The sequence below is a fragment of the Spirochaetota bacterium genome (assembly GCA_026414805.1).
Classification (GTDB): domain Bacteria; phylum Spirochaetota; class UBA4802; order UBA4802; family UB4802; genus UBA4802.
Genome location: JAOAIH010000006.1, coordinates 43831 through 66455, shown reverse-complemented (window position 1 = coordinate 66455; position 22625 = coordinate 43831). Strand labels below are relative to the sequence as shown.

Below are 22625 nucleotides of genomic sequence, written 5' to 3'. Positions count from 1 at the left end.
ATGCTATGAATTCCATTTCAATAAGTGATTGACTTAAAACCTATGTTCATAAATTCTATTCTTTTAATGGTTTGTTTGCCTAATTTCTATAATTTATTTTAAAAATATTTACTCAATACTTTTATACAACAAAGGAGGTAAAATGTGAGTAAAATCAGGTTGTTAGTGTTTTGTTTAGGTATGCTATCCATTGCAGTAATTATTGGTTGCTCTGAAGGGACAACTAATATTAATCCAAGCCCAACTGATGTTGTCACAGTAACGGATGTGAATAAATTTATTACGGATAAGGACAAACTGGCTGGTATTGGTGCAACAATGAATGCAATGGACCCTGTTGCAATGCCACATAAAAAACATGAAGATGCTGGTATTAAATGCGTTGTATGTCACCACAAAACAGGTAATGATGACAGAATAAAACAGTGTGCAGCGTGCCACAAAGGTGCTAAAGGGGAGGACACTATTCACAACCTGTGCATTAATTGCCATGCCCAGTCAAAGAAAGGGCCTGTGTTGTGCAACGAGTGTCACATAGCTAAGAATTAAACAATGGTGCCATCAAAGACATTGCAATGAAACGTGGTAAAAAGACATTAATACTTGGTATAGGCAATATGTTTCAGAAAGATGATGGTGTTGGAGTGCATGTAGTACAGTACATGCAACAGCATAACGTACCCCTTCCTGCAAGTGTAAAATTGCTTGATGGTGGGACTGCCGGATTTAATCTTATTCAGTATATGTTGGGGTATGATAAACTGGTTATTATTGATGCATTAAGGGTTCAAGATAAACCTGGCAGTATATATAGATTCAGTGGAAATCATCTCAAGGCACAGTCGCCCCAGGTTTCATTGCATGAAATGGGTATTGCCGAAGTACTGAGGGTTCTGCAATTGAAAGGAGCACGTCCAGAAGTTGAAGTAATTGGTATTGTTCCAGAGGATATATGGTCACTGGATACTTCTCTCAGCCCTTCGGTAGAAGGATCAATTCCAAAAGTTGTGGAGTTGATTCTTGATAGTGTTACTGCTTATTAACCTGATACATTAGGAGGTTGTTACATGTCGCTAAACAGAAGAGAATTTTTAAAAATAATGGGAGCTACTACTGCTGCTGTAGCATTTCCCAGTGTACTGATTCAAGGTTGTAAAAAAGCATTACAGAAAGCTTCTGAGCGTACCAATGTTATCTGGATACAGGCGCAATCCTGTTCTGGGTGTTCGGTTTCGCTTTTAAACAAGCTGGAGCCTGATATTGCAACTGTTATCACCGAATATATTAGCTTGAATTACCATCAGACGTTATGCGGTGGAACAGGTCATGCAGCCGTACAGGTGCTTGAAAATGCAGTGAAGACAAACCGTAAAGATTTTGTATTAATAGTAGAAGGTTCTATCCCCACTAAATCCGATGAATATTGCACCATAGGCGAAATGGATGGAAGATTAATTGGTGCTAGGGAATGGATTGAAAAATTGGGTAAAAATGCGATAGCATTGGTAGCAGTTGGTTCTTGTTCTGCATTTGGGGGTATTCCTGCTGCAAAATTAAGAGCAACAGGCGATAATCCTACTGGAGCAATATCATTGCAGAAGATGTTCCCTGACAAGAAGGTAATAAATATTCCGGGATGCCCACCTCATCCTGACTGGATGGTAGGCACTCTGTTGCATGTTCTACTCAAAGGCATGCCGGAGCTTGACGAATACAATCGTCCGCTTATGTATTTTGGTACCACAGTTCATGAAAAATGCGAACGGCTGCCTGATTATAAACGTGGCCGGTTTGCAAAACACTGGGGTGAAGAAGGGTGTCTGTATCTTTTAGGATGCTTAGGTATGGATACAGGATGTGATATCCCCACCCGTAAATGGGTTGGCGGGGTTAATACCTGTACTAACTGTGGTTCAGGATGTATTGGATGTACAGAGCCTCCATTCCCAGATTATGGTAACAGAGGTATTTATAAACATCTTGTTGCCAGCAATCAAGATTTGAAAGAGCTGCATCCTGAGATTGCCAGCACTGTAGTAAAACTTAAGAATGGAGGTGTCATCAATGGCTAAGGTATTATTGGATCCCATTACCAGAATAGAAGGACATCTATCTATTGAAGTAGATGTACAGAACGGAAAAGTTGTCGATGCAAAAAGCAAAGGCGACATGTTCCGAGGATATGAAATGATTCTTAAAGGGAGAAATCCTGTTGATGCAAATCAGATAACCCAGCGAATCTGTGGTGTATGCCCAGCACCTCATGGCATTGCATCAAGCAAATGTCTTGATTCTGCCTTTGGCATTAAGGCAAATAATAATGGTAGATTGCTTAGGAATTTAATTTTAACTGCTGATTATCTGCAGTCACATATTTTGCATTTCTATCATCTTTGTGCGCTTGATTATGTTGATATCACATCAATATTAAAGTATAATGGCAGCGATAAGAAGCTTTTGGCAGTCCGTGATTGGGCAAAGAATGAGCTTGAGGTAAAAAAGAACAGGCAGGATGCGATTACTGCAGTTGCTCCATTTTTGCCTCGATATGAGGGTGATTTTTACATTAAGGATCAGGACCTAAATATTGCTGCAATTGCGCACTATCTTGAAGCTCTGGATGTCCGTTTAAAAGCACAACAGATGATCGGCATTTTTGGCGGAAGGACACCACATATGGTTGGCTTGGTACCTGGTGGTGTTACTCAGGTCCCAACCAGAAGTGCAATACGGCAGTATAAGAAGTTATTAAAACAGGTGGAAGAGTTTGTCAATGAGGTGTATTATAATGATATTATCGCTGTGGCTAAAGCATACAGTGATTATTTCAAAATAGGTAAATATACTAATTTCTTGTCATACGGTGTTTTTGATGAAAATCAGGAACAGACAGAATTTTACTTCAAACGTGGAGTATTTGATGGCAAGAAATTACTAGAATTTGATTCTTCCAAAATACGTGAGCAGGTGCGATTTGCACGCTATAACTCCGGAACCAACCTGCATCCATATCAGGGGCAGACTAATCCTGATCCACATAAGCCTGGTGCATATACATGGCTTAAGGCTCCTCGTTATGATGGCATGCCAATGGAGGTTGGACCTTTAGCGCGTGTTGCAATCAATTATCTAAGCGGCCATAAAGAAATTAAACAGGAAGTTGATGCTTTGTTAAAAGTTTTTAATGCTGACATTGATGCGGTATTTTCAGTATTAGGCCGTCATGCTGCACGAGTCATTGAATGTAAACTGCTATGCCAGAGAGCCTATGAATGGTTAGATGAGCTTGAAATTGGAGCTATGCCACGTTCAACCTATGAAATACCTGACAAAGGTCAAGGTGAAGGTTTAACCGAAGCTTCTCGTGGAGCATTAGGTCACTGGATAGTAATTGAAGATAAGAAAATTGCAAACTACCAGTGCGTAGTTCCAACAACATGGTTCTGTGGCCCACGTGGCGACGATGGCAAGTTGGGTCCAGTTGAGCAGGCATTGCTTGGCACTCCTATAGCTGATCCCAAGAATCCTATTGAAGCTGCTCGAGTAGTTCGTTCCTTTGACCCATGTATTGCCTGTGCAGTACATGTTGTTGAAGGTGATAGGGAGATAGGAACCTTCAAGATTTGTTAACTACAATAGTATTGTCCATAAAAAGGCTATTCGTATACTACGGATAGCCTTTTTTTGCTATTTACCTAATTTATATACACAGTGCTACTTTGAGTAATTCAGGATTGCATTCAATTATCCAACGTTTAAAAAATGACCAGAGACTTTCTTATTTTGAAATATCACATTCAGTATAAAAGGTAAAGTGAATATAACGCAAAAACAAATATAATATTCTATGTATCAAACTCTTTATTCTTGCTTGCCGTGGGTAATTATAACAATGTATAAAAGAAATGAAGTAGTTGACGTCTATACGCTGCTTGAAGTAATGTGTATACAAATTTGTTTTAAATTGTGCATTGAGAATCTTTAAGAATTAATAATTTAATAATACATGAAATTTTTGCTGTATTGCAAATTTTTGTGATAAAGTTACAATAATGGACATACTTCCTTTGTATAAATCCAGGAAGGATGACAAATACAATTATTACGTTAAACAAATACCAATTGTATCAACATGTTGCAGGTAGAGAATAGCTTACAGGAATTTCAATCAGTATGAAACCAACATTAACCTTATAATATTAGGAGAAATTATATGGAAATTCAGGTTTTACAGAATATCTATGAATCTAATATCCAGAAAGCCGATGAGATAAGAAAACTACTAAAAGAAAAAAAAGTCTATATGCTTGATATCATGAGTTCACCAGGTTCAGGGAAAACAACTATAACTGATAAGATTATTGCACACCTACAACCGGATTATGCTATTGCACTTATTGAAGGGGATATGGAAACAACAAATGATGCAAAAAAATTAGCCAAGTACAATATCCCTATCGTGCAAATTGAAACAAAACTTTTTGGTGGTGCATGTCATCTAGAAAGTTCATGGATTATGGGCTGTCTTGAAAAATTTAATCTTGATGCCATTGATGTAGTTATAATTGAAAATATTGGTAATCTGGTCTGTCCTGCTGAATTTGAATTAGGTGATGATGAAAGGATTGTGGTATTGAGTGTAACCGAAGGAGAGGATAAACCGGTTAAATATCCTTTGATGTTTAACTCCTCGCATACACTGTTGATTAATAAAATTGACCTTTTGCCATATCTTGATTTCAACATGGATGAATTGCTTGCAAATGTTAAACGCACAAATCCAAAGATGGAGATACATACAGTCAGTGCAAAAACAGGAGAAGGAATGGAAGGCTTTTTAAAAGCGCTGAGAGCAAGAATAAAGAATAAGATTGGGAAGTGATTTCACTCTATTAGTGTGGAGAAATAAATGACATCAACGCTGTTGTGGGTTGGTTTTAATGCTTTTGTTTTAGCCATGCTTCTTCTGGATTTGGGAGTTTTTAACAGAAAAGCCCATGAAATTAAAGTAAAAGAAGCTGTACTATGGACAATTTTCTGGATTTTGCTGGCATTGCTTTTTAATGCTGGAATATATTTCTACTCAGGTTATCAGAAAGCCTTATTATTTTTTACTGCCTACCTTGTTGAAAAGTCATTGAGTATGGATAATATTTTTGTTTTTTTAATGTTATTCACATATTTTAAAGTGCATCCTATATATCAGCATAAGGTGTTATTTTGGGGTGTATTGGGTGCACTTATCATGCGTGCAATATTTATATTTGCAGGAATTGCACTAATTGAAAAGTTTGATTGGATTTTGTATGTATTTGGTGCATTTTTGATATACACTGGCTATAAAATGATGAAAGAAAAGGATAAAGAAATACATCCTGAAAAAAATCCCGTACTTAAATTAGCACGCAAAATGCTGCCGGTTACCGGTGATTATCGCAATGGTTATTTTTTTGTAAAGGAAAATGGTAAGCGGTTTGTCACACCACTATTCATTGTATTATTGGTAGTTGAATCAACTGATGTAGTATTTGCTGTTGATTCAATTCCTGCTGTACTGGCAATAAGCCATGATCCCTTTATTGTGTATACTTCAAATGTTATGGCAATTCTTGGCTTACGCGCTCTATATTTTGCGCTGGCTGCTGTTATGCGGCTTTTCAGGTTTTTACACTATGGGTTGTCAGTTATCCTGATATATGTAGGATGCAAAATGATTGCAGCACAGTTAGGTTTTCATATCCCAACAGAGATTTCTCTTGGAGTAATAGCTTTTGTATTGACAATTTCAATACTCACTTCTATCTATATCCCCGAAAATAAAGAAAAATAAACAGGAATATACAAAAAAACTAATAATAGACCAAAGTGTGCATAAACATGGAGGTATTGTCATGGTGAGCGTGGGTATTAATATTGGTTCTACCAGTGTTAAAGTTGTTGTATGCAATGGTGTGGCAGTAGAAAAGGTTAGTAGTATGCCCCATGAAGGAGATGTTATTGGAACGCTTGCTACAATACTTGCTCAATTAAAAATACCTCAAAATGCCAAGGCGATAGTTACTGGAAATGAAGGTCGGTATTTGCTTAAGCTTCCCCGTACCATTGAATCGGTTAGCATTGAAGAAGCGTTGAAGCATATTGATTGTTATCCTGATGCAGTTGTATCCATGGGGGGTGAAGACCTTATTGTGTATACTATTGATGAAAATAAAAAAATAAAAAATTATTTTTCGGGCAATAAATGTGCGGCAGGAACTGGTGAATTCTTCAAACAACAGTTAGCCCGGATGGATATGACACTTGAAGATATTTTTACAATCTCTAGGGAAAGTAAGGTATTGAAACTATCAACCCGATGTTCAGTGTTTATGAAAAGTGATTGTACTCACAGGCTCAATAAAGGAGAGGCAACCAAAGGCGATATAGTCCTATCGCTGTCAAATGTCATGGCAATTAAGGTTGCTGATTTTTTAAAAAAAGCCAGAATACAAAAGGGTACAGTTATTGTCGTTGGTGGCATCACACGCAATCCGTATATTTTGCAATTTATCAAAGAAAAATTGCCACTCATTGAATTTGTTGTACCTACAACTGCTGCATATTTTGAAGCCTATGGCGCTGCGCTTTTAGCACAGCATTTTGGTGAGCCTTTGGGCAGCAATTTGTTTGAAAAACATACCATAAGCTTTCCACGGTTTAAGAGTTTGAAAACGGCACTAGATAATGTAACCTATATTCCATCAAAACGCGGCAGGGCACAACCAGGAGGTGAATATATATTAGGTGTTGATGGTGGTTCTACAACTACAAAAGCATGCCTTGTTGATATGCATACTCATGAGATTGTTGCAGCTTACTATGGACGAACACATGGCGACCCAGTGAACGCATTGAAGCAATGTATTGTAGAGATACAAAAGCAGCTCAAAGAACAGATTGGCGATAGCTCAATTACAATATCGTTGGCAGCAACAACCGGCTCATCCCGTGAAATTCTGGGAGTGTTTCTGGAAACCCCGGCTGTCTATAATGAGATAATTGCCCACTCGGTGGGAACAACGTATTTTAAACCAGATATTGACACTATTTTTGAAATTGGTGGACAAGATGCCAAGTATGTATACTTGAAAAATGGTGTTCCTATTGATTATGCAATGAATGAAGCATGCTCAGCTGGTACTGGCTCATTTTTAGAGGAGTCAGCGCAGGGAGATTTAAATATTGAGCATGCATGGCAAATAGGTGATATTGCACTTAAAGCAGATAATCCACTTAAATTTGGCCAGCACTGCTCGGCATTTATTAATTCTGATATACGCAAAGCTATTCAGCAGGGCGCAAGCAAAGAGGACATCACTGCAGGGTTAGTAACATCAATTGTTGCAAATTATCTTAATCGTGTTGTGGGTAATAGAACAATAGGCAATGCCATAGTGCTGCAGGGTGGTGTAGCAAAAAACAAAGCAGTTCCCCTTGCATTTGCTATGTTACTTGGCAAACACATAACAGTACCACCTGATCCTGAACTCATGGGATGTTTTGGTGTAGCGCTGGTTGCTTATAACAAGTTGAAGGAGGGACAGCTACAGAAAAAAATATATTCCCTTGAGGCAATCCTCAATACCAATATCATATACGAACGAGAGTTCACCTGCAAGGCATGTGACAATTATTGCCCTATACGAGTGCTCAATGTCAATGGCAATACTTATATGTTTGGTGGAAGGTGCAACAAGTATGCTAACATCCGCAAAAAGAGGATAGTGAACCAAAATGAAGTTGTTGATTTTATAGAAAAAAGAAATGCGCTATTGTTTAATGAATATTCCCCACAAGAAAAAATTCACAATGCATCTGTTACAGTTGGTATACCGTTGTGCTTTTCTACTTACACATTGTGGCCATTGTATTCATGGTTTTTTCATTCATTAGGTGTGGCGATAGTTACTTCGGATGAAATCTCAGAAGAAGGAGTAGCAAAAGTAGAAAGTGCCTATTGCTTCCCTGCTGAGATTGCGCATGGTGTGGTTAAAAATATTTTAGAGAAGAATGTTGATTATATATTCCTGCCACATATTAAGGAAATGAAGAGTTACCAGAATGATGTACGTGCTACATTCTGTCCTATAACCCAGGGGCTGCCCTATTATATTCAAAAAGCGTTTGATGAGTTACCGCAGCAGAAAATACTTTCGCCAGTTATAAACCTTAAACTGTCAGACGAACAAACAGAGATTTCGTTTGTGGAAATTGCAAAAAAATTGGGCTTTTCTGAAGCACAGGGGAAAATGGCTTTCAGGATTGCACTGGAAAAACAGAATGAATACTTCAAAAAAGCACAAGAATTGGGAAAGCAGGCATTAGAGTTTGCTCGCACATTGCAAAAACCGGCAATAGCTCTGTTAGGACGCCCGTATAATGCGTTTACTGGTAATGCAAACATGGGTATTCCAAAAAAATATACCAGTATGGGATATACAGTAATTCCTTTTGACATACTGCCTTTTGTAGATGAGACAATATTTTCAAACATGTACTGGTTTTATGGCCAGCAGGATATGAAGGCAGCTGTCATGCTTGCAAAAGAAAATAACATATATGTAACGTTTATTTCAAATTTTTCATGTGCTCCCGACTCATTTATGCTGCACTACCTGAAATGGATTATGGGTTCAAAACCGTTCCTCATTCTAGAACTTGATTCGCATACTGCTGATGCAGGTATTGATACGCGTATTGAAGCATTCTTAGATATTATTGAAGGCTACAGACAAAAGTGTATGGGTGAAAATGTTGCAAGATATGATAATGGTTTACGGTTTGTCATTGAAGATAATGATTTGTATGTACGCAATGTGTTTACCGGTCACAAAATTCCTGTACGAAACAATAACAAAGTTACGCTGCTTTTAGCCAGCATGGGTCGTTTGGGTGCAGAGCTTTTAGCTGCATCACTGCGTTCTGCAGGCATACATGCTGAAGCAATGCCAGTACCTGATGCCAGAACATTGCAATTAGCACGGCAATTTGTCTCGGGGAAAGAATGCTTGCCTTCGCATCTGGTATTGGGAAGCGCACTGCAATACTTTTCTTCGTCACGATACAAGAAGGATGAAATATATTTATTATTTGTGCCTACAACCCAAGGACCATGCCGCACAGGCCAGTATTTTGTACTCTATGAAAATTTATTTAAGGATTTACGTTTTGAAAATGTATGCGTGGTAACACTTGATTCATCACATTCATATACAGAGTTGGGTCCGCACTTTTCAAAACATGCATGGTGGGGAGTTGTCATCAGCGACTATATGAAAGATATTGAAACAGCACTGAGAGCATGTGCCAAAGACCCAATAGCTGCACTTGCAGTGTATGATACACTGTGGCAGGAGTTACTTCAGGTTGCAGAAAAGGATATTACCAGAGTGATACCGGTGCTAAAAAGAATAGCTGATACTATCAGCAAAATACCATTACAAAGAGCTATCGCCCAATGCCCAAAAGTACTGGTAGTGGGAGAGATCTATGTACGCAGAGATGATTTTGCAATTGATGAACTTATTAAACATTTCAGCACAAAAGGAATTATTGCCAAGGTTTCAGGAGTTAGTGAATGGATCTATTATTGTGATTTTGTTCGCGAGTATGAGCTTAAAAAGGTAATAAAGCAAGCGCCATGGTATAAAAAGCTTTTTATAGCTGAAACAAAAAAGTTATTACGATTTTATATTGAACAATGGTATAAACATTCGGTAGAAAAAAAAGTTAAAAGAGCACTTGGGAAAACAGGGCTTATTCTGGAAACTCCTCATGATATGCATGCAATAATGGACATGGCAAAAAAACATTTTGTTAATTTAGAGCTTCAGTCCGAGATAAGTGTGTCAAGTGGCGTTGCAGCATCAGCAATGCAGGATGGGTATTCGGGCATTGTCAATATCTCGCCATTTGCTTGTTTGATTGGCCGTGTAATTGAAGGAATTCTCACCCCTTGGGCGCGGTTACAAGGATATCCCGTAATGTCATTGGAAATTGATGGAAATACTCTCCCTCCTACAACATTAAACAAGCTTGAAATATTCATGTTGAATGTGATGCGCTTTAAGGAAGAGCCCAAAATGAATGATATTATTGAGCACCGTGAGGTAAGGGCAGTTGGAGTTGAAAGAAAAATAATTAAAGAGTTATAACCTTTAGGCCTTTTTTGTAAAGGCTATTGCTTCATCAATACTATGAAAAACTGCAAAAAAGTCAAACATTGCAGGCTGTTCAATCATTATTTTTTGCAAAAGATCATCAGTCATCACAAGGAGAGCATACCCTCTTGTTTTTTTCCAGAATTGCAGCGCTTTCATTAAAACGCCTATTATTGGATTTGATACCTCCTGTACCACAAGGACATCAAGTATAAAATGCTGGTGGTCAGGGTAGTTTTGTATATCTTGCTTGACAAATTCTAGGATTTGGTTAGCTTCTTCTTTGGTGATTGTTGGTTTTTTGATTTTACCTATGAGAATGGCGTTGTCTTTTAAATATTCAGAAGAAAAAAGATCATTTAGTGTACTCATACGTTACCCTTTTTTTATAAATATTTATGTCATGGTAAAAAGTTAATAATTGATATGTCAATGAAAAAAAGTTTTTGATATAGTTACACTTGGTATTGTACTTCAAGCTTGTAATAGAACGTATGGAGCATTCACTTGAGAACTCTTACGCGATGCATCTTTTCAATTGTCTTTTATAGTGTGATAGCACTCAGCAGCCTGATCATTTTAATTGTACTGATTCTATGCATTGCCAATATTGTATTAACCAACGAACGAGTAGAAAAAATTATTATTAACCAGGTAGAGTCCAACCTCAATGCAAAAGCTTCCTGTGATGTGACTCATTTTTCTTTATTCAATGGCTTTGAAATAAAGAATTTCAAACTTTTGAATATTAATGATTTAAAACCTGTCATTTATTTTGATGAGTTAAAATTGAGGTATAGTTTTTTCCCACTGTTTATAGGGAAAATAAAAATATATGAAATTGGCATATATAAGCCACACATATATATAGAAGAGCATAATGGAATATGGAATGTTCAAAAATTGTTAAAACCACATGCAAAAGAAGATAAAATAGAAGAAGATAAAGACAAAAAAGAAAAAGAAAAAAAGGATGAAATAACTTTGCCAGTTCCATTTGAAATTCTTTTTGGGTTTGTAGTGGAAAATCTTTCGTTACATATTAAAAGCAGCACGTATAATCTCAATCTTGATAATTTTTCAGCAGGCATTTCATTCCACATTCCCCCAACACGCCATATTCCATTAAATCTTATGGCAGTAATGATATTTGACAAATTACACATAAAAGTAAATCCCGACCAAACGCTACAACTTTCGTTTGTGTCAAGGGATATTGCTGCAGGGCCACCGGTGTTATTTACTTTCAATCTTTTATATAATCCTGAAGAAACACAAGTGGCAAGTAATTTTAAGTGTGGTACCCACAATACTCCCATCAGGTTTACAAGAAAGCATGTAGCCCCCCTCAATGCACAAGTAAAATATGATATTGTATACAATCCAACAGATGATATATTGCACTGCAATATATTGAAAGTTGTATTTGCGCAATCAACCTGGATATCATTTGCTGGAACCATAAAAAAAATAAATACACAGCCTACAATACAGTTTGCCATGCTTGATAGCAATATCCGTCTTAATGAAGTGTATAGATACACCAGTATACTTCTGGGTAAAAAACCATATTTTAATGGTTCGCTTTCAATATTTCCTCTTATGATTACAGGGGATTCACATGAGTTAAAAGTTAAAGGTGCAATAAGAGGTAGTAAACTTGCGTTTTCTACGGGAGATTTTGCTATTACCATACCAACAGTTGAAATACCGTATTCAGTAATCATGCGCAATCCTTTTATTGAGGCAACTGTTGATGCTCAATTACCACATTTTGTGTATTCATTGGATGAAAACAAATCTAGGGAAAACAGTGTCAGTGTACAGTGTACTGTATTGTATTCTATGAATAATAATTCTCTGGACATCCAAAAATTACTTTTAATTCATAAAGCACCGGAGATAGCATCTGAAACAATTCGATGTGAAGCTTTTGGTAAAGTAATACTGGGTGAAAGTTTGAATGCAGACATTACAGTTTCTATGTTAAAGTTTGATCTTTCTTCAATAGCATATACTCTTCCAGCTCAGCTTAAGCATTCCCTTTCATCAAGTCCTATAACAAAACCTGTGACACTGAATATACATACAGATCTAAGTAGTTCTGAAGAAACAAATAGTATTAATATTAAAGCGATGTGTAATATACCTGATTATTCCATTGATGATTTATTGGTACAAGCAGCAATTACACAAAAACCAAAAAAAGGAAAAATTGATATATCCTACTTTGATGTATCAAGCTACAAGCACAAGGCTCATTGTTATGTGAAAGGCTCATTGATGACAAATCAGGAATTGATGCTTGATATTGAGGCAGGAGCAAAGGTTGCTCCGACGTCAAAAGTTGCATTTGGCAATTACTCATTGAGCGGTATGCTGCAAGCAATTATAGCCCTCAAAGGAACACTGCATACATTAGTTGCCACAGGAAGCTTGCAGTCAAAGGGTTTTCTGCTTAGTAATGATTCTGCAAAGCTTTTTGTTGGCCCTGTTGACATGAATATACCTATAGCCTACTCAATGGGCAAGAGCTTTAAAATACCATTTGATTCAACAGATGTTATGAATATTCAGTTTTTCAAACAAAAGGCAAACGTTTCAATTGGTAAAATTGTGGCACAGCATCCATCACGAAATATTGCATTTGAATATGTTACAAACATTCACGGGCATATTGGTTTTAATCGCAATATACTTGAAATCAAAGATTTTAGTGCACAGGTGTTAAAGGGCACGGTTACCTTTAAAGAATTATATTTCAATCTGGCCGATCTCAATCCGCAAAACATGGAATTTAAAATTGTCCTCAATGCACATGACATTGATATAGGCAAGCTTGACAAGCCTGAGTCGGTCAAAATTAATAAAGATTCATTGTTATCTTTTAATGCACAGGTTGTGGGCAAGAATCTTAATATTGCACAGGATTTTGATATTTCTGGTTCAGTAAATATCTATAAGGTGGGCGAACAATTTGCAAACAGGCTGTTCAAAGGTATTAATGAAGAGCGTGGCAGATCTAAATTGGGAATGGCACAGTTTGCAGTAGACAACTCACTTATTATTACCGGTTTTGATTTTTATCTTGATAAAGGGCTAGTTTATCCTACTGTTTTATTTAAAAAGAAAGTGCTGGGTGTTTTTGTTACTGTCAATAATGAGCAAGTACGCTATGAGCGGATACCGGTAGTTGAATTTTTTAACAGGGTAAGGGAGGAAACGTTATGAAACATATAGTGGCGATAGCACTGGCTATCGTTGCGGGAATACTGTATTCACAGGTACGATGCAGTTCATCAGCTTGCCTAAAAGGAATGCCAAGCTGTATTGAGATACATCCCCCTGCAATACACATTACAGGTGAAAAAACGGCTTTGGAGCGTCAGCTTATTGGTGAATACAAAGAAATTGAGAAGGACGCCTGGGTCACTTCAACAGTTATGGTTCCGTCAAAGGGGGAACGTTATGCATTTATATCTACAGATGAATCCCTACTACAGGCAATAAAGATACGTGAACTCAACCTTGACAGGATACGCATGTATAAAGACATGGGAATTATTGGTGAAATGAATAACGGATATGTGGGAATAGTAGATGAAAAGAAATTACAGTCAGTCAAAGATAGTGCAGCCATACGTTCTGTTGTTAATGATGAAAATAATGCACGAGTGATTATTTTTATTAAAAGTTCTGGCTCACAGGATAAAAATGATCCTAAAGCTATACGGTTTGGGTATGATTTTGCAAAAGAGCAGCATGCAAAAGCAAAAAAAGGCGACTGGATACAAAAAGAGGATGGGCGCTGGGTAAAAAAATGAAACGTATTGTAATTGCAATTGTTGTATTATTACTCACGGGATGTGCTACAACAGCATACCGCGACATACCGTTTGATTATTCACAAGTTTTAACAAAAGAATATCGTTTTGGAACAGGACGTTCAATACCGCTCACCTTTGATCGTAAGGTCAATGTGAGCGGTAGTATAACTGCTGATGGAAAATATTTTGTATATGCTTCAAATAAGGAACGCAATAATTTTGATATTTACCTGCGAGCGCTCAATGACATTACTACTGTCCGTATAACCATGCATCCCGCTCGTGATTTCTCTCCTGACGTATCAGTGGATGGTAAATGGTGTGCATTTGTTTCCACCAGAGATGATCCTGAAGGTGATATCTTTATCATGAAGCTTGATCCTGAAACGATGATTGCACAATCCGATCAGGAAGCACCATCAACAAATATTACTGTTATAAGGGACCCGCTTTCAGGAGCTATCGTACCAGTACGTGATGCTTCACCATGCTTTTCGCCAGATGGAAAATTAATTGCGTTTTCATCTACCCGCGATGGCGAGGAATCTATCTACATCATGGGAAGGGATGGGAAAGGCATAAAAAAAATTACTGAGGGCATGCAGCCGCGGTTTTCCAATGATGGTAATACGCTAATATTTGTGAAAAAAAATCAAAAAGGAACCAATGTTTTTACAGTAGATCTTACCACTGGTCAAATAAATCAAATCACTCACAATGAATATTTAGAGCTATCGCCCTGCTTTGGTAAAACCAGAAATGAAATTTATTTTATGCGCATTGAACAAGACACCAATAATGATGGTATAGTGAATACCAATGATGCAAGTATACTGTATGCCTATGATGTAAGCAAAAAAGAAGAATACCCGCTAACGCTTGTTGAAGAGCCATCAGCAACACCACGATGGGTCCCGTATGCTGATGGTGTAATTGTGTACAGCATTGTTGAAGGGGAATATATTAATATAGCAATGATCCCGCATACAGGGATAATCCCAAAACAAAAGAATGCATTGCGGCAGTATGAACTTGCTTTGAAATATAAAGAAGATTATGATGATCATGACCGTTACCTACGATGCCTTTTTGCGACATATTATTTTTTCAAAGAAGCAGGTGATGCTGAGTCTGGGATGATCATTGCAAAAGCATTATATGAACTATCGTATTACAAGCAGTATTCATTTGTTCAAACAATTCTTGCTGCAATGGCTAAAACCAGTAAACCTGCGTTCATATATGCGCGCTTAAGATCGGTCAAAGATAAGGAAAAAATATCATTGCTTGAGAACAGTATTAAGGAACTGTCGGCACAAAATAATGAGAAAGAAACACCGTTTTTTATGGAAGAGCTTGCTGATTTGTACATGAGTGCAAGAATGTTTGAGAAAGCTCAAGCAGTATACTCTGGCATTATTGCACACTATCCTCACTATGCGCGGGTGATGTATGTGCGCTACAAGGTAGGAGGGCTGGTGTATAATGATTTTGCTATTCCTGAAGAATGGATTTCTGTTTTACAATCCTCATACACCTATTTAAAAAATGCTATTACTATTCAAATTATTGATAGTGCAAAAAATATTGCAATACACAAACGATATAGCAACGCACTAGATGCATCCAAAAGCTACACTGTTCCAATCATCAAAGCTATTATGCAGTATATTGCTGCAACAAGCCTCATTGAGTTACAGCGGAATGACGAAGCAATACCGCTTTTGAAACAGGGATTGGAAAACACCAAGAAGCTTGATGTTTCATATTTTTTAATCAATATAGCATTAGGGCAATTATACTATGACCAAAAAAGTGATGAGTGGGTTGTGTACTATGAGGCTGCAGTCAATAATTATCAGGCTCAGTGGAAACAGGATATACGACCAATTATTGAACAGCTAAGTCAATATTTTGAACAAACTGGACAAAGGCTTATTTCAGAAGGCAATTATAAGGATGCTGCTTCATTATATAAGCGTTACATTACTATGAATACATTGCTCCTTCTCAAACGGCGATACAGAGATATTTACAGCAATAATGCACCAGGTGCACACACAGGGTATATTAATGCAATGCTGGGCTTATCACAGGATAGTTCAATACATGATCTTGAGAAGGAGTATCTTAACCGATTGCCTATTGCACGAATGGATTTTGATAAGGCGCACATCTTTGGCCTTGGGTATATTTATGTGAAATGGGCACAGGCATTGGCATTATCTCCAGGGCAAATGAATGGGAAATCCTCACAGGAGTTTGAAGAGCTTCTCTTGCTTTTCAAAAAAGCTTTGCGCCACATTGACTGGTCACTTTTTATAGATGACATGTTTGTGGATGCATATCTGTTAAAAGGGTGGATATATCAGTATATCGATGAACTTCGTAGTCTTTTCCCTTCAAAGAAACGAGTCATAGATACATATTTTTCTGAGTATCTGTGGGAAAAAAGTATTCCACTATATGAAAAGGCACTGGCAGCAAATAATGAAATCTTGTTTCCGCAGCGAGAAGCAGATATTCATTGCAATATTGGTAACATATATTTTCTTTTAAAAAATTTCAATTTAGCTGCACGCCATTATGATAAAGCAATTGAATTCAAAAAAGCTTTTTCAACATTGAAGGAAGAGGCTTTATTTTATTATCACTATGGATACTGCATGTGGCAGAAGGGGAATTATGCCCAGGCTTTTTCATCAATGCAGCAGTCATATCGAATTTATAAGGCGATAGCTCAGAAAAATGAACCTGCAATGGGTACATTGTTTGTACTGTATAAGTATTTTGCCCTCTTTGAACGAATGCAAGGCAATTACGAGAAAGCTATAGAATGGTATACTCACGCATTGAGTCAACTACCTAACATTCACAGTGATGAAAGCTCTTCGCGTATATATATTGAGATAGCTGAGTGTTACCGAAAAATGGATAATGATAACCAGGCTCTTACGTATTTAGAGCTTGCAAAACGGTCTTTGCAGAAAGAAAAGTCAGTACAGTATAAAATAGGCTGGAAATTTGGAGGTTTTGGCCCCGTATACTTCTATGATCTAGGACAGGACACTGTTGTTATTGGTGAGGGAAAAATTGTTTCGCACCTTTCAGGAATGCAAATGGAAATCCTTATCAATAACATGCAAGCTGACATTCTTACAAAGAGTGGAAAATTAAAAGAAGCTATAGCCCAGTATATGGCTATTGCCGAATTAACAAAAAAACAAAAATCTTCTTTAATGACTGATGCATATTTTACTGCCTTGTACAATGCGGGGTACTGTTATGCTCTTTCAGGCTCAATGCAAAAAGCACTGGAATTGTACGATAGCGCTCTTGCCATTGCGCAGGATAAAAATATTGCTATTGATAAAATCTATCAAATCCTGGTTCAATGGGCATATTGTTATACCAGCACTCTGAACAGTGATCCAGAGAAGTTGATGCGCATTGATGGTGCTCTGAAAAAAATTGAGCAGCTCAAAAATAGTATATTTGATAAAGTATATAATTCACTTGTTGATGAATATACTAAAAAGATGAAAGCCCAAAAGAAAAAACCAGCAGAACAGGATATTGCTGCACTAAAAGAACAGGCGGAAAAACAGGTAGAAGCCTATAGCATTAAATTTGATGCATTAATTGCTCTTTTGTATATGCATAAAGCTGCTATGATGCAACAGGATAGAAAAGCATCTGATGATAGCAGTGATGTAATTAAAGCTAATTCAATGTACAGGGAAGCAGAACGGTTGTTTTCTAAAGCTATTGTCTACTATGGTAATGAAGCCGTTCATCAGGAATTTGTTATTAAATTGCTTATCAATAGAGGAATATGTAAAATACGCAGTGGCCAGTACCGTGAAGGGTATGATGATATTATCAGTGCGCGCTTCAAAGCAAATAAAATTATGTCAAAGGATTTACTGTGGGATGTTGAAGCAACGCTCTGGGATATGGCTTACCGGCATGTGGAAATCAAGCAATTTATAGATAATCCTGAAAAGCTCATTATTGGGGTGTTGTCTCGCGTAGAGTTGTTACCACCCCTCTATCGTATGAAAAAGGAGTTTGTACAATACCTCTATGATGCATATACCAATGAACTATTACAAAACAAACGGTATAAAGAAGCCTACACAATACAAGCGCGCAAGCAGGTCATTACAATGGCTTTCAATGCGCTATCTATCCCTCATTTTTATAATAAAGAAGATACTGCTTTTTATGGAAAATTCTTGCGTACATGCTTTACCATACAGGATCTAGAACAAAAACTTACAAAGGCTATTCTTGCTGAAGAGGCAACAAGCAATATTGAAAAATTACAATCTCACATTGTTTCGCAGTATAGCATACTTGCAGCACATCGGTCATCTGCACCATTATATCTATTGCCCTATTTAGGTGTATATACGCCAACATCCCCTGATATTCCTGTGGTACATTTTTATATGTTTGATAGTAAACTTTATGGATGGCTGGTATATAACAATACTATAAATTGGAGACTAATTTCGGATTCACCCTATTCAGAAAGACTTGCTGAGGATGTTGAAAAATGTATTCAACCATTTGGAGGCAAAATTTACTGTATAATTAACAGTACGTTGATTACAATATACAACACTATACGCACATCAGTATTCTATGGCATGGGATGCGTTCCGGTTATTTCACGGGTAATAGATGCTGAAAAGTTGATGTGGTTGCCTGGAAATGTAGTAGCTACTGACAAAGGACTTCAAAAAATTGAAAAAACTACCATAAATATAACTGACTCGGAGTATATAGTTGATACTGATAATCCTGATATTGATGTAACACCACAATACTGTTATTCCAACAAAATAGAATGTTCAGCGCTATTTAAATATATGGATGTCTTAAAAATAGAGGAGCTAATGCTTTTGGCAGATGCAGCGGTGTATTCGCACATTGCTTCTGTTATCGTGTATTCAGATAGGAGTTCTGAAAACATGATTGCGTCGTTTATAAAGGGTGAAATACATCCATCTGATTTTAAAAAAGCAAGAGCAGTTGTTCTTGGTAAAGTTCCTGATTCTATAGAACAACAGCTACGTAATGTACAGATAGTTGGTCAGAAAAAACAAAGTGAGTTCACAGATGCTCTTATACGCGGTGATTATGATAGTGCACAGTTAGCTTTGCTGCGCTGGAGAAGGGCTGGATTAACAGAAAAAGAATATTTTGAGAAAAAGGTTTTGGTGTTGATCTACCAGAATAAATTAGATGAAGCATTGCAATTGCTGCGTTCTCAGCCCCATAACGCGCGTGCTATTTCATACAGTGTGTATATACATCTCCTAAAAGGGGATATACAGAGTGCTGAAAAATTGCTGTCCAATACTTATCTGGTTAATACATTTGATTATAGAGTGTATGAGTCAATAATTAAAGGATTTAAATATAAAGAAAAAATTGCTGATATTAATGAAATTTCACAAACCAACACATCAATTGTATCTATAAATCAGCTGTTATTGTTATTTGCTCAAGCTGCTTATCTATTGGGAGAAGAGAAAAAAGCTTTAGAACTTGTAAAGGTATATAAACCGGATTACATCCCCTCAATGCGTGAGCTGTTAGTTGCCTATTATTTAGGATATCCTCTTAATCATTACACTCATTCAATTGCATACCAAATGGTAAAAAAAGTTACAGAAGCAACGTATAGCAGCAATATTGCTAAAGCAATAATTGAATTTGGTACTTTATCACATTTTGCCATTTTAGAAATTATAAAGCAAAGCCAAAATTTAGATGATGAAAAATGGCAGCAAATCATGCTTGTTACTGAAAAAAGTGATCAGATGTGCTGGCTTGATGAGCAATTCAACACAGTAAAAATAGCTGAAATACTAAATGTCAGTAACCCTTTACGGACATTAGAGTATATAAGTGCGGCTAATTCCAAAAAGGATGTTATGTTGGCCGATGCAGTAGTTCTCAAATCTATAGTTGCATATCAAAAAAATAATAATTTTACCAAAGCATATGCTTCATGTAAATCGTTAAAGAAAGTGCCTTATGCATTGGAAAAAATATGGTATGCGTACTATGTTTATTCAGCAATAATGTTAGGCAAAACTGATGAGGCATACAAACTTTTAAATGATAGTACCTTGGTTACCAAGGATGCTTTCCTGTATAGAGTATTCAATATATGCATACAACTGCAGAAAATTTCTGCAGATAAGACTGTAGAGAGCACTTTATTACAAACTATCGCCCAGAATATTGATGAATTGATGTCAAGCTTACGTAGTGATGCTATACAATTGTATTATACTGAGTACAAGTATTTATTCGATAAACTTATTAATTACGCAATATCATATACAATGAGCAGAGGAAATCAACGCGAAGCACTGCGGTATGCTGAAATGCATAAGATGATTATGGCAACAGCGTTATTCAATGAAAATAGTCGGTATCAAAGTATCTATAATGAGCTTATTTCAAAAAATTTTCCAATCAGTGATATTCAGAAAATTATTCAAAGACACAAAGCGATATTATACATTGCAAAAAATGAAAATGATATTTTTGCCTGGATAATAACAAGGACATTCATTCAACCGGTGAGGCTACCGAATGTATATACCAAGCTTTATGCGATTGTAAGTGAATATTATGAAAAAGTAGGATTGCTACAACAGGCATTTGATAAAGAGGCTGAAATTAACAGTATAATGAAACCAATTATAAATGAAATAAGTGGGTATTCAGACATAATAGTAGTACCCGATGCATATACTGAAGCAATACCGTTTGAGATTATCCAATTTAATAGATATGATACGACAGTAAGTTTTATGCCATCTCTTATGGCAGCACTCAATGATGCAAAGCCTGTGCCGCCAATTGCGTGGATTAACGTAAGTAATACAAAAAAAGATCTTGTTGCAGCGGCACTTAAGCAATCAGGTTTACCATATACGTTTAAGGCAATACCTCAAGGGATTGCAATTGATGAAAGCCTCATTGAGTATAATAGTGATAAAAAAAGGTTAATGATGAAAGATGACATGCTGCAGTCTAATTATTTACTAATAAATGTAGGGGGTAAATCTTCTGTACCATATTATTATTTATTATTTATGATTCAAAGGGAGATACAAAACTGCATTTTGTTGCAGGTTGCGGTAGCTGATGTAAATGGAGTTATATTTATACGAGAGTTTTGCAATGCAATTCAAAGTAATAATTGTACTGCCTCGTATACAACAGCATATAAATTTATAAAAGCAGACAAGCGATTCAAAAATCCTGCGTATTGGATTGGGATTCGTTATTATAGAAGTACAATAAAAGATACAACCAATGGTGCCCAATAAATGAATAAAATAGAAATGCCAATTGTAATCATCATTGATGATGATGAGATAGTAAATGAAGTGTTAAAGTTTATTCTGGAGAATGAATATAAAGTTTATAATTTTTATACGGCTGAAGATGCACTAAAAAGTGGTGTAATAGCTTCTTCCGATGTCATAATAACCGATGTGAATCTTCCCGGCATAAACGGATTGGAATTTATACATAAAGTTCATGAAATTGATGAAAATGTTCCAATAATTGTTATCACTGCATACAATGATATTGAAATTGCAATATCAGCATTAAAAGCTGGAGCATTTGATTTTATACTTAAACCATTTAAAAATGATCAAATAACTCTGGCAGTGAAAAGGGCATATGAGCGCCATAAGCTGGTAAAAGAAAATATAAAATTGCTCGAAGAGCTAAAATTAAAAAACCAGGAACTTGAACGGCTTTATGCACAATTACAAGCACGTTCCATACAGATAGAAAATGAGCTTGATATTGCTAGCAACCTGCAGCAGTGCTTGTTTCCAGTGGTGTTTCCGGATATAAAAGGATTTTCATTTTACCTTAAGTTCAAGCCTGTTGAGAAAATAAGTGGTGATTTTTTTGATTTTATAATTCATGACGAAAAGCATTTTTCATTCATATTTGCTGATGTTTCAGGGCATGGAGTACCAGCTGCTCTTTATTCAGCTATTGTAAAGACAGCTATAACAACTTTTGTAGATATATCAAAAACTCCTGACCAAATATTAAAAGAGATGAACCAGTTTTTAATTCAGACACAAAAGATGATGAGCTACAATTATGCTACAATATTCTTTGCGCATTTTGATTTACAAAAATCCCATCTTGAGTATGTAAACGCGGGTCTACCTGCACCTATTGTGGTACATCCTGATGGACAAATAATAAGGATGGAAACAACAGGCCCCTTTGTTGGCATATTTGATACTTCGCTGTATACAACTAAAAGTATTGAACTTTTACCTGGGGATAAGTTGTTATTCTTTTCAGACGGTGCATTTGAGTGCCCCGATAGAGTTGATAGAATTCTTGGTGAAAAGCGATTCCAGCAATTAATTGATGAACACAGGCAACTAGAAATACCAGAACTCATAGAATTTTTGTTTGATAAAATACAGGATTTTTGTGGAGCCGATCGCTTTGTTGATGATGTTACAATGTTGGGGATGAAATTTAATCCGTAATAGTAAATTATAATTTTGTAGATATTCAATAATTT

At 36.5% G+C, this 22625-nt stretch carries 12 protein-coding genes; 11 read left to right on the top strand and 1 reads right to left on the bottom strand.

Features of this window, described 5'->3' with window-relative positions:
• Positions 1-144: 144 nt before the first annotated feature.
• The 7 genes from N3F66_02535 (at position 145) to N3F66_02505 (ending at position 10193) form a co-directional block, all read left to right on the top strand.
• On the top strand, positions 145-549 hold the full coding sequence (locus tag N3F66_02535; protein MCX8123023.1) for a cytochrome c family protein: 405 nt from the start codon (positions 145-147) through the stop codon (positions 547-549).
• A gap of 26 nt (positions 550-575) precedes the next feature.
• Positions 576-1043, top strand: coding sequence for a HyaD/HybD family hydrogenase maturation endopeptidase (locus tag N3F66_02530; GenBank protein MCX8123022.1), 468 nt, complete (start codon positions 576-578; stop codon positions 1041-1043).
• 24 nt (positions 1044-1067) lie between these two features.
• A complete protein-coding gene (locus N3F66_02525) occupies positions 1068-2072 on the top strand; it encodes a hydrogenase small subunit (GenBank protein ID MCX8123021.1) in 1005 nt (334 codons plus the stop codon).
• On the top strand, positions 2065-3630 hold the full coding sequence (locus N3F66_02520) for a nickel-dependent hydrogenase large subunit (protein MCX8123020.1): 1566 nt from the start codon (positions 2065-2067) through the stop codon (positions 3628-3630). The genes N3F66_02525 and N3F66_02520 overlap by 8 nt, the downstream gene beginning before the upstream one ends.
• 583 nt (positions 3631-4213) lie before the next feature.
• The gene (gene hypB / locus N3F66_02515) at positions 4214-4882 is read left to right on the top strand and encodes a hydrogenase nickel incorporation protein HypB (GenBank protein MCX8123019.1); all 669 of its coding nucleotides are present in this window, start codon (positions 4214-4216) and stop codon (positions 4880-4882) included.
• A 27-nt stretch (positions 4883-4909) separates the two neighbouring features.
• Complete coding sequence (locus tag N3F66_02510) at positions 4910-5830, top strand: TerC family protein (protein MCX8123018.1); 921 nt, start codon at positions 4910-4912, stop codon at positions 5828-5830.
• Between the two features lie 61 nt (positions 5831-5891).
• Positions 5892-10193, top strand: coding sequence for an acyl-CoA dehydratase activase (locus N3F66_02505; protein MCX8123017.1), 4302 nt, complete (start codon positions 5892-5894; stop codon positions 10191-10193).
• Positions 10194-10196: 3 nt separating this feature from the next.
• Here the strand turns inward: N3F66_02505 and N3F66_02500 are convergent, their stop codons facing one another.
• Complete coding sequence (locus tag N3F66_02500) at positions 10197-10571, bottom strand: hypothetical protein (protein ID MCX8123016.1); 375 nt, start codon at positions 10569-10571, stop codon at positions 10197-10199.
• 135 nt (positions 10572-10706) lie between these two features.
• Here N3F66_02500 and N3F66_02495 point away from each other — a divergent pair, with 135 nt between their 5' ends.
• Genes N3F66_02495 through N3F66_02480 form a run of 4 tightly spaced genes read left to right on the top strand, consistent with a single transcriptional unit; the run spans position 10707 to position 22590 of the window.
• The gene (locus N3F66_02495; protein ID MCX8123015.1) at positions 10707-13430 is read left to right on the top strand and encodes an AsmA family protein; all 2724 of its coding nucleotides are present in this window, start codon (positions 10707-10709) and stop codon (positions 13428-13430) included.
• Positions 13427-14023, top strand: a complete 597-nt coding sequence (locus N3F66_02490; GenBank protein ID MCX8123014.1) for a YdbL family protein — start codon at positions 13427-13429, stop codon at positions 14021-14023. Before N3F66_02495 ends, N3F66_02490 begins: the two co-directional genes overlap by 4 nt.
• Positions 14020-21387: a tetratricopeptide repeat protein gene (locus N3F66_02485; GenBank protein ID MCX8123013.1), complete on the top strand. Its 7368-nt coding sequence runs from the start codon at positions 14020-14022 to the stop codon at positions 21385-21387. The genes N3F66_02490 and N3F66_02485 overlap by 4 nt, the downstream gene beginning before the upstream one ends.
• On the top strand, positions 21388-22590 hold the full coding sequence (locus tag N3F66_02480) for a fused response regulator/phosphatase (GenBank protein MCX8123012.1): 1203 nt from the start codon (positions 21388-21390) through the stop codon (positions 22588-22590).
• Positions 22591-22625 lie beyond the last annotated feature (35 nt).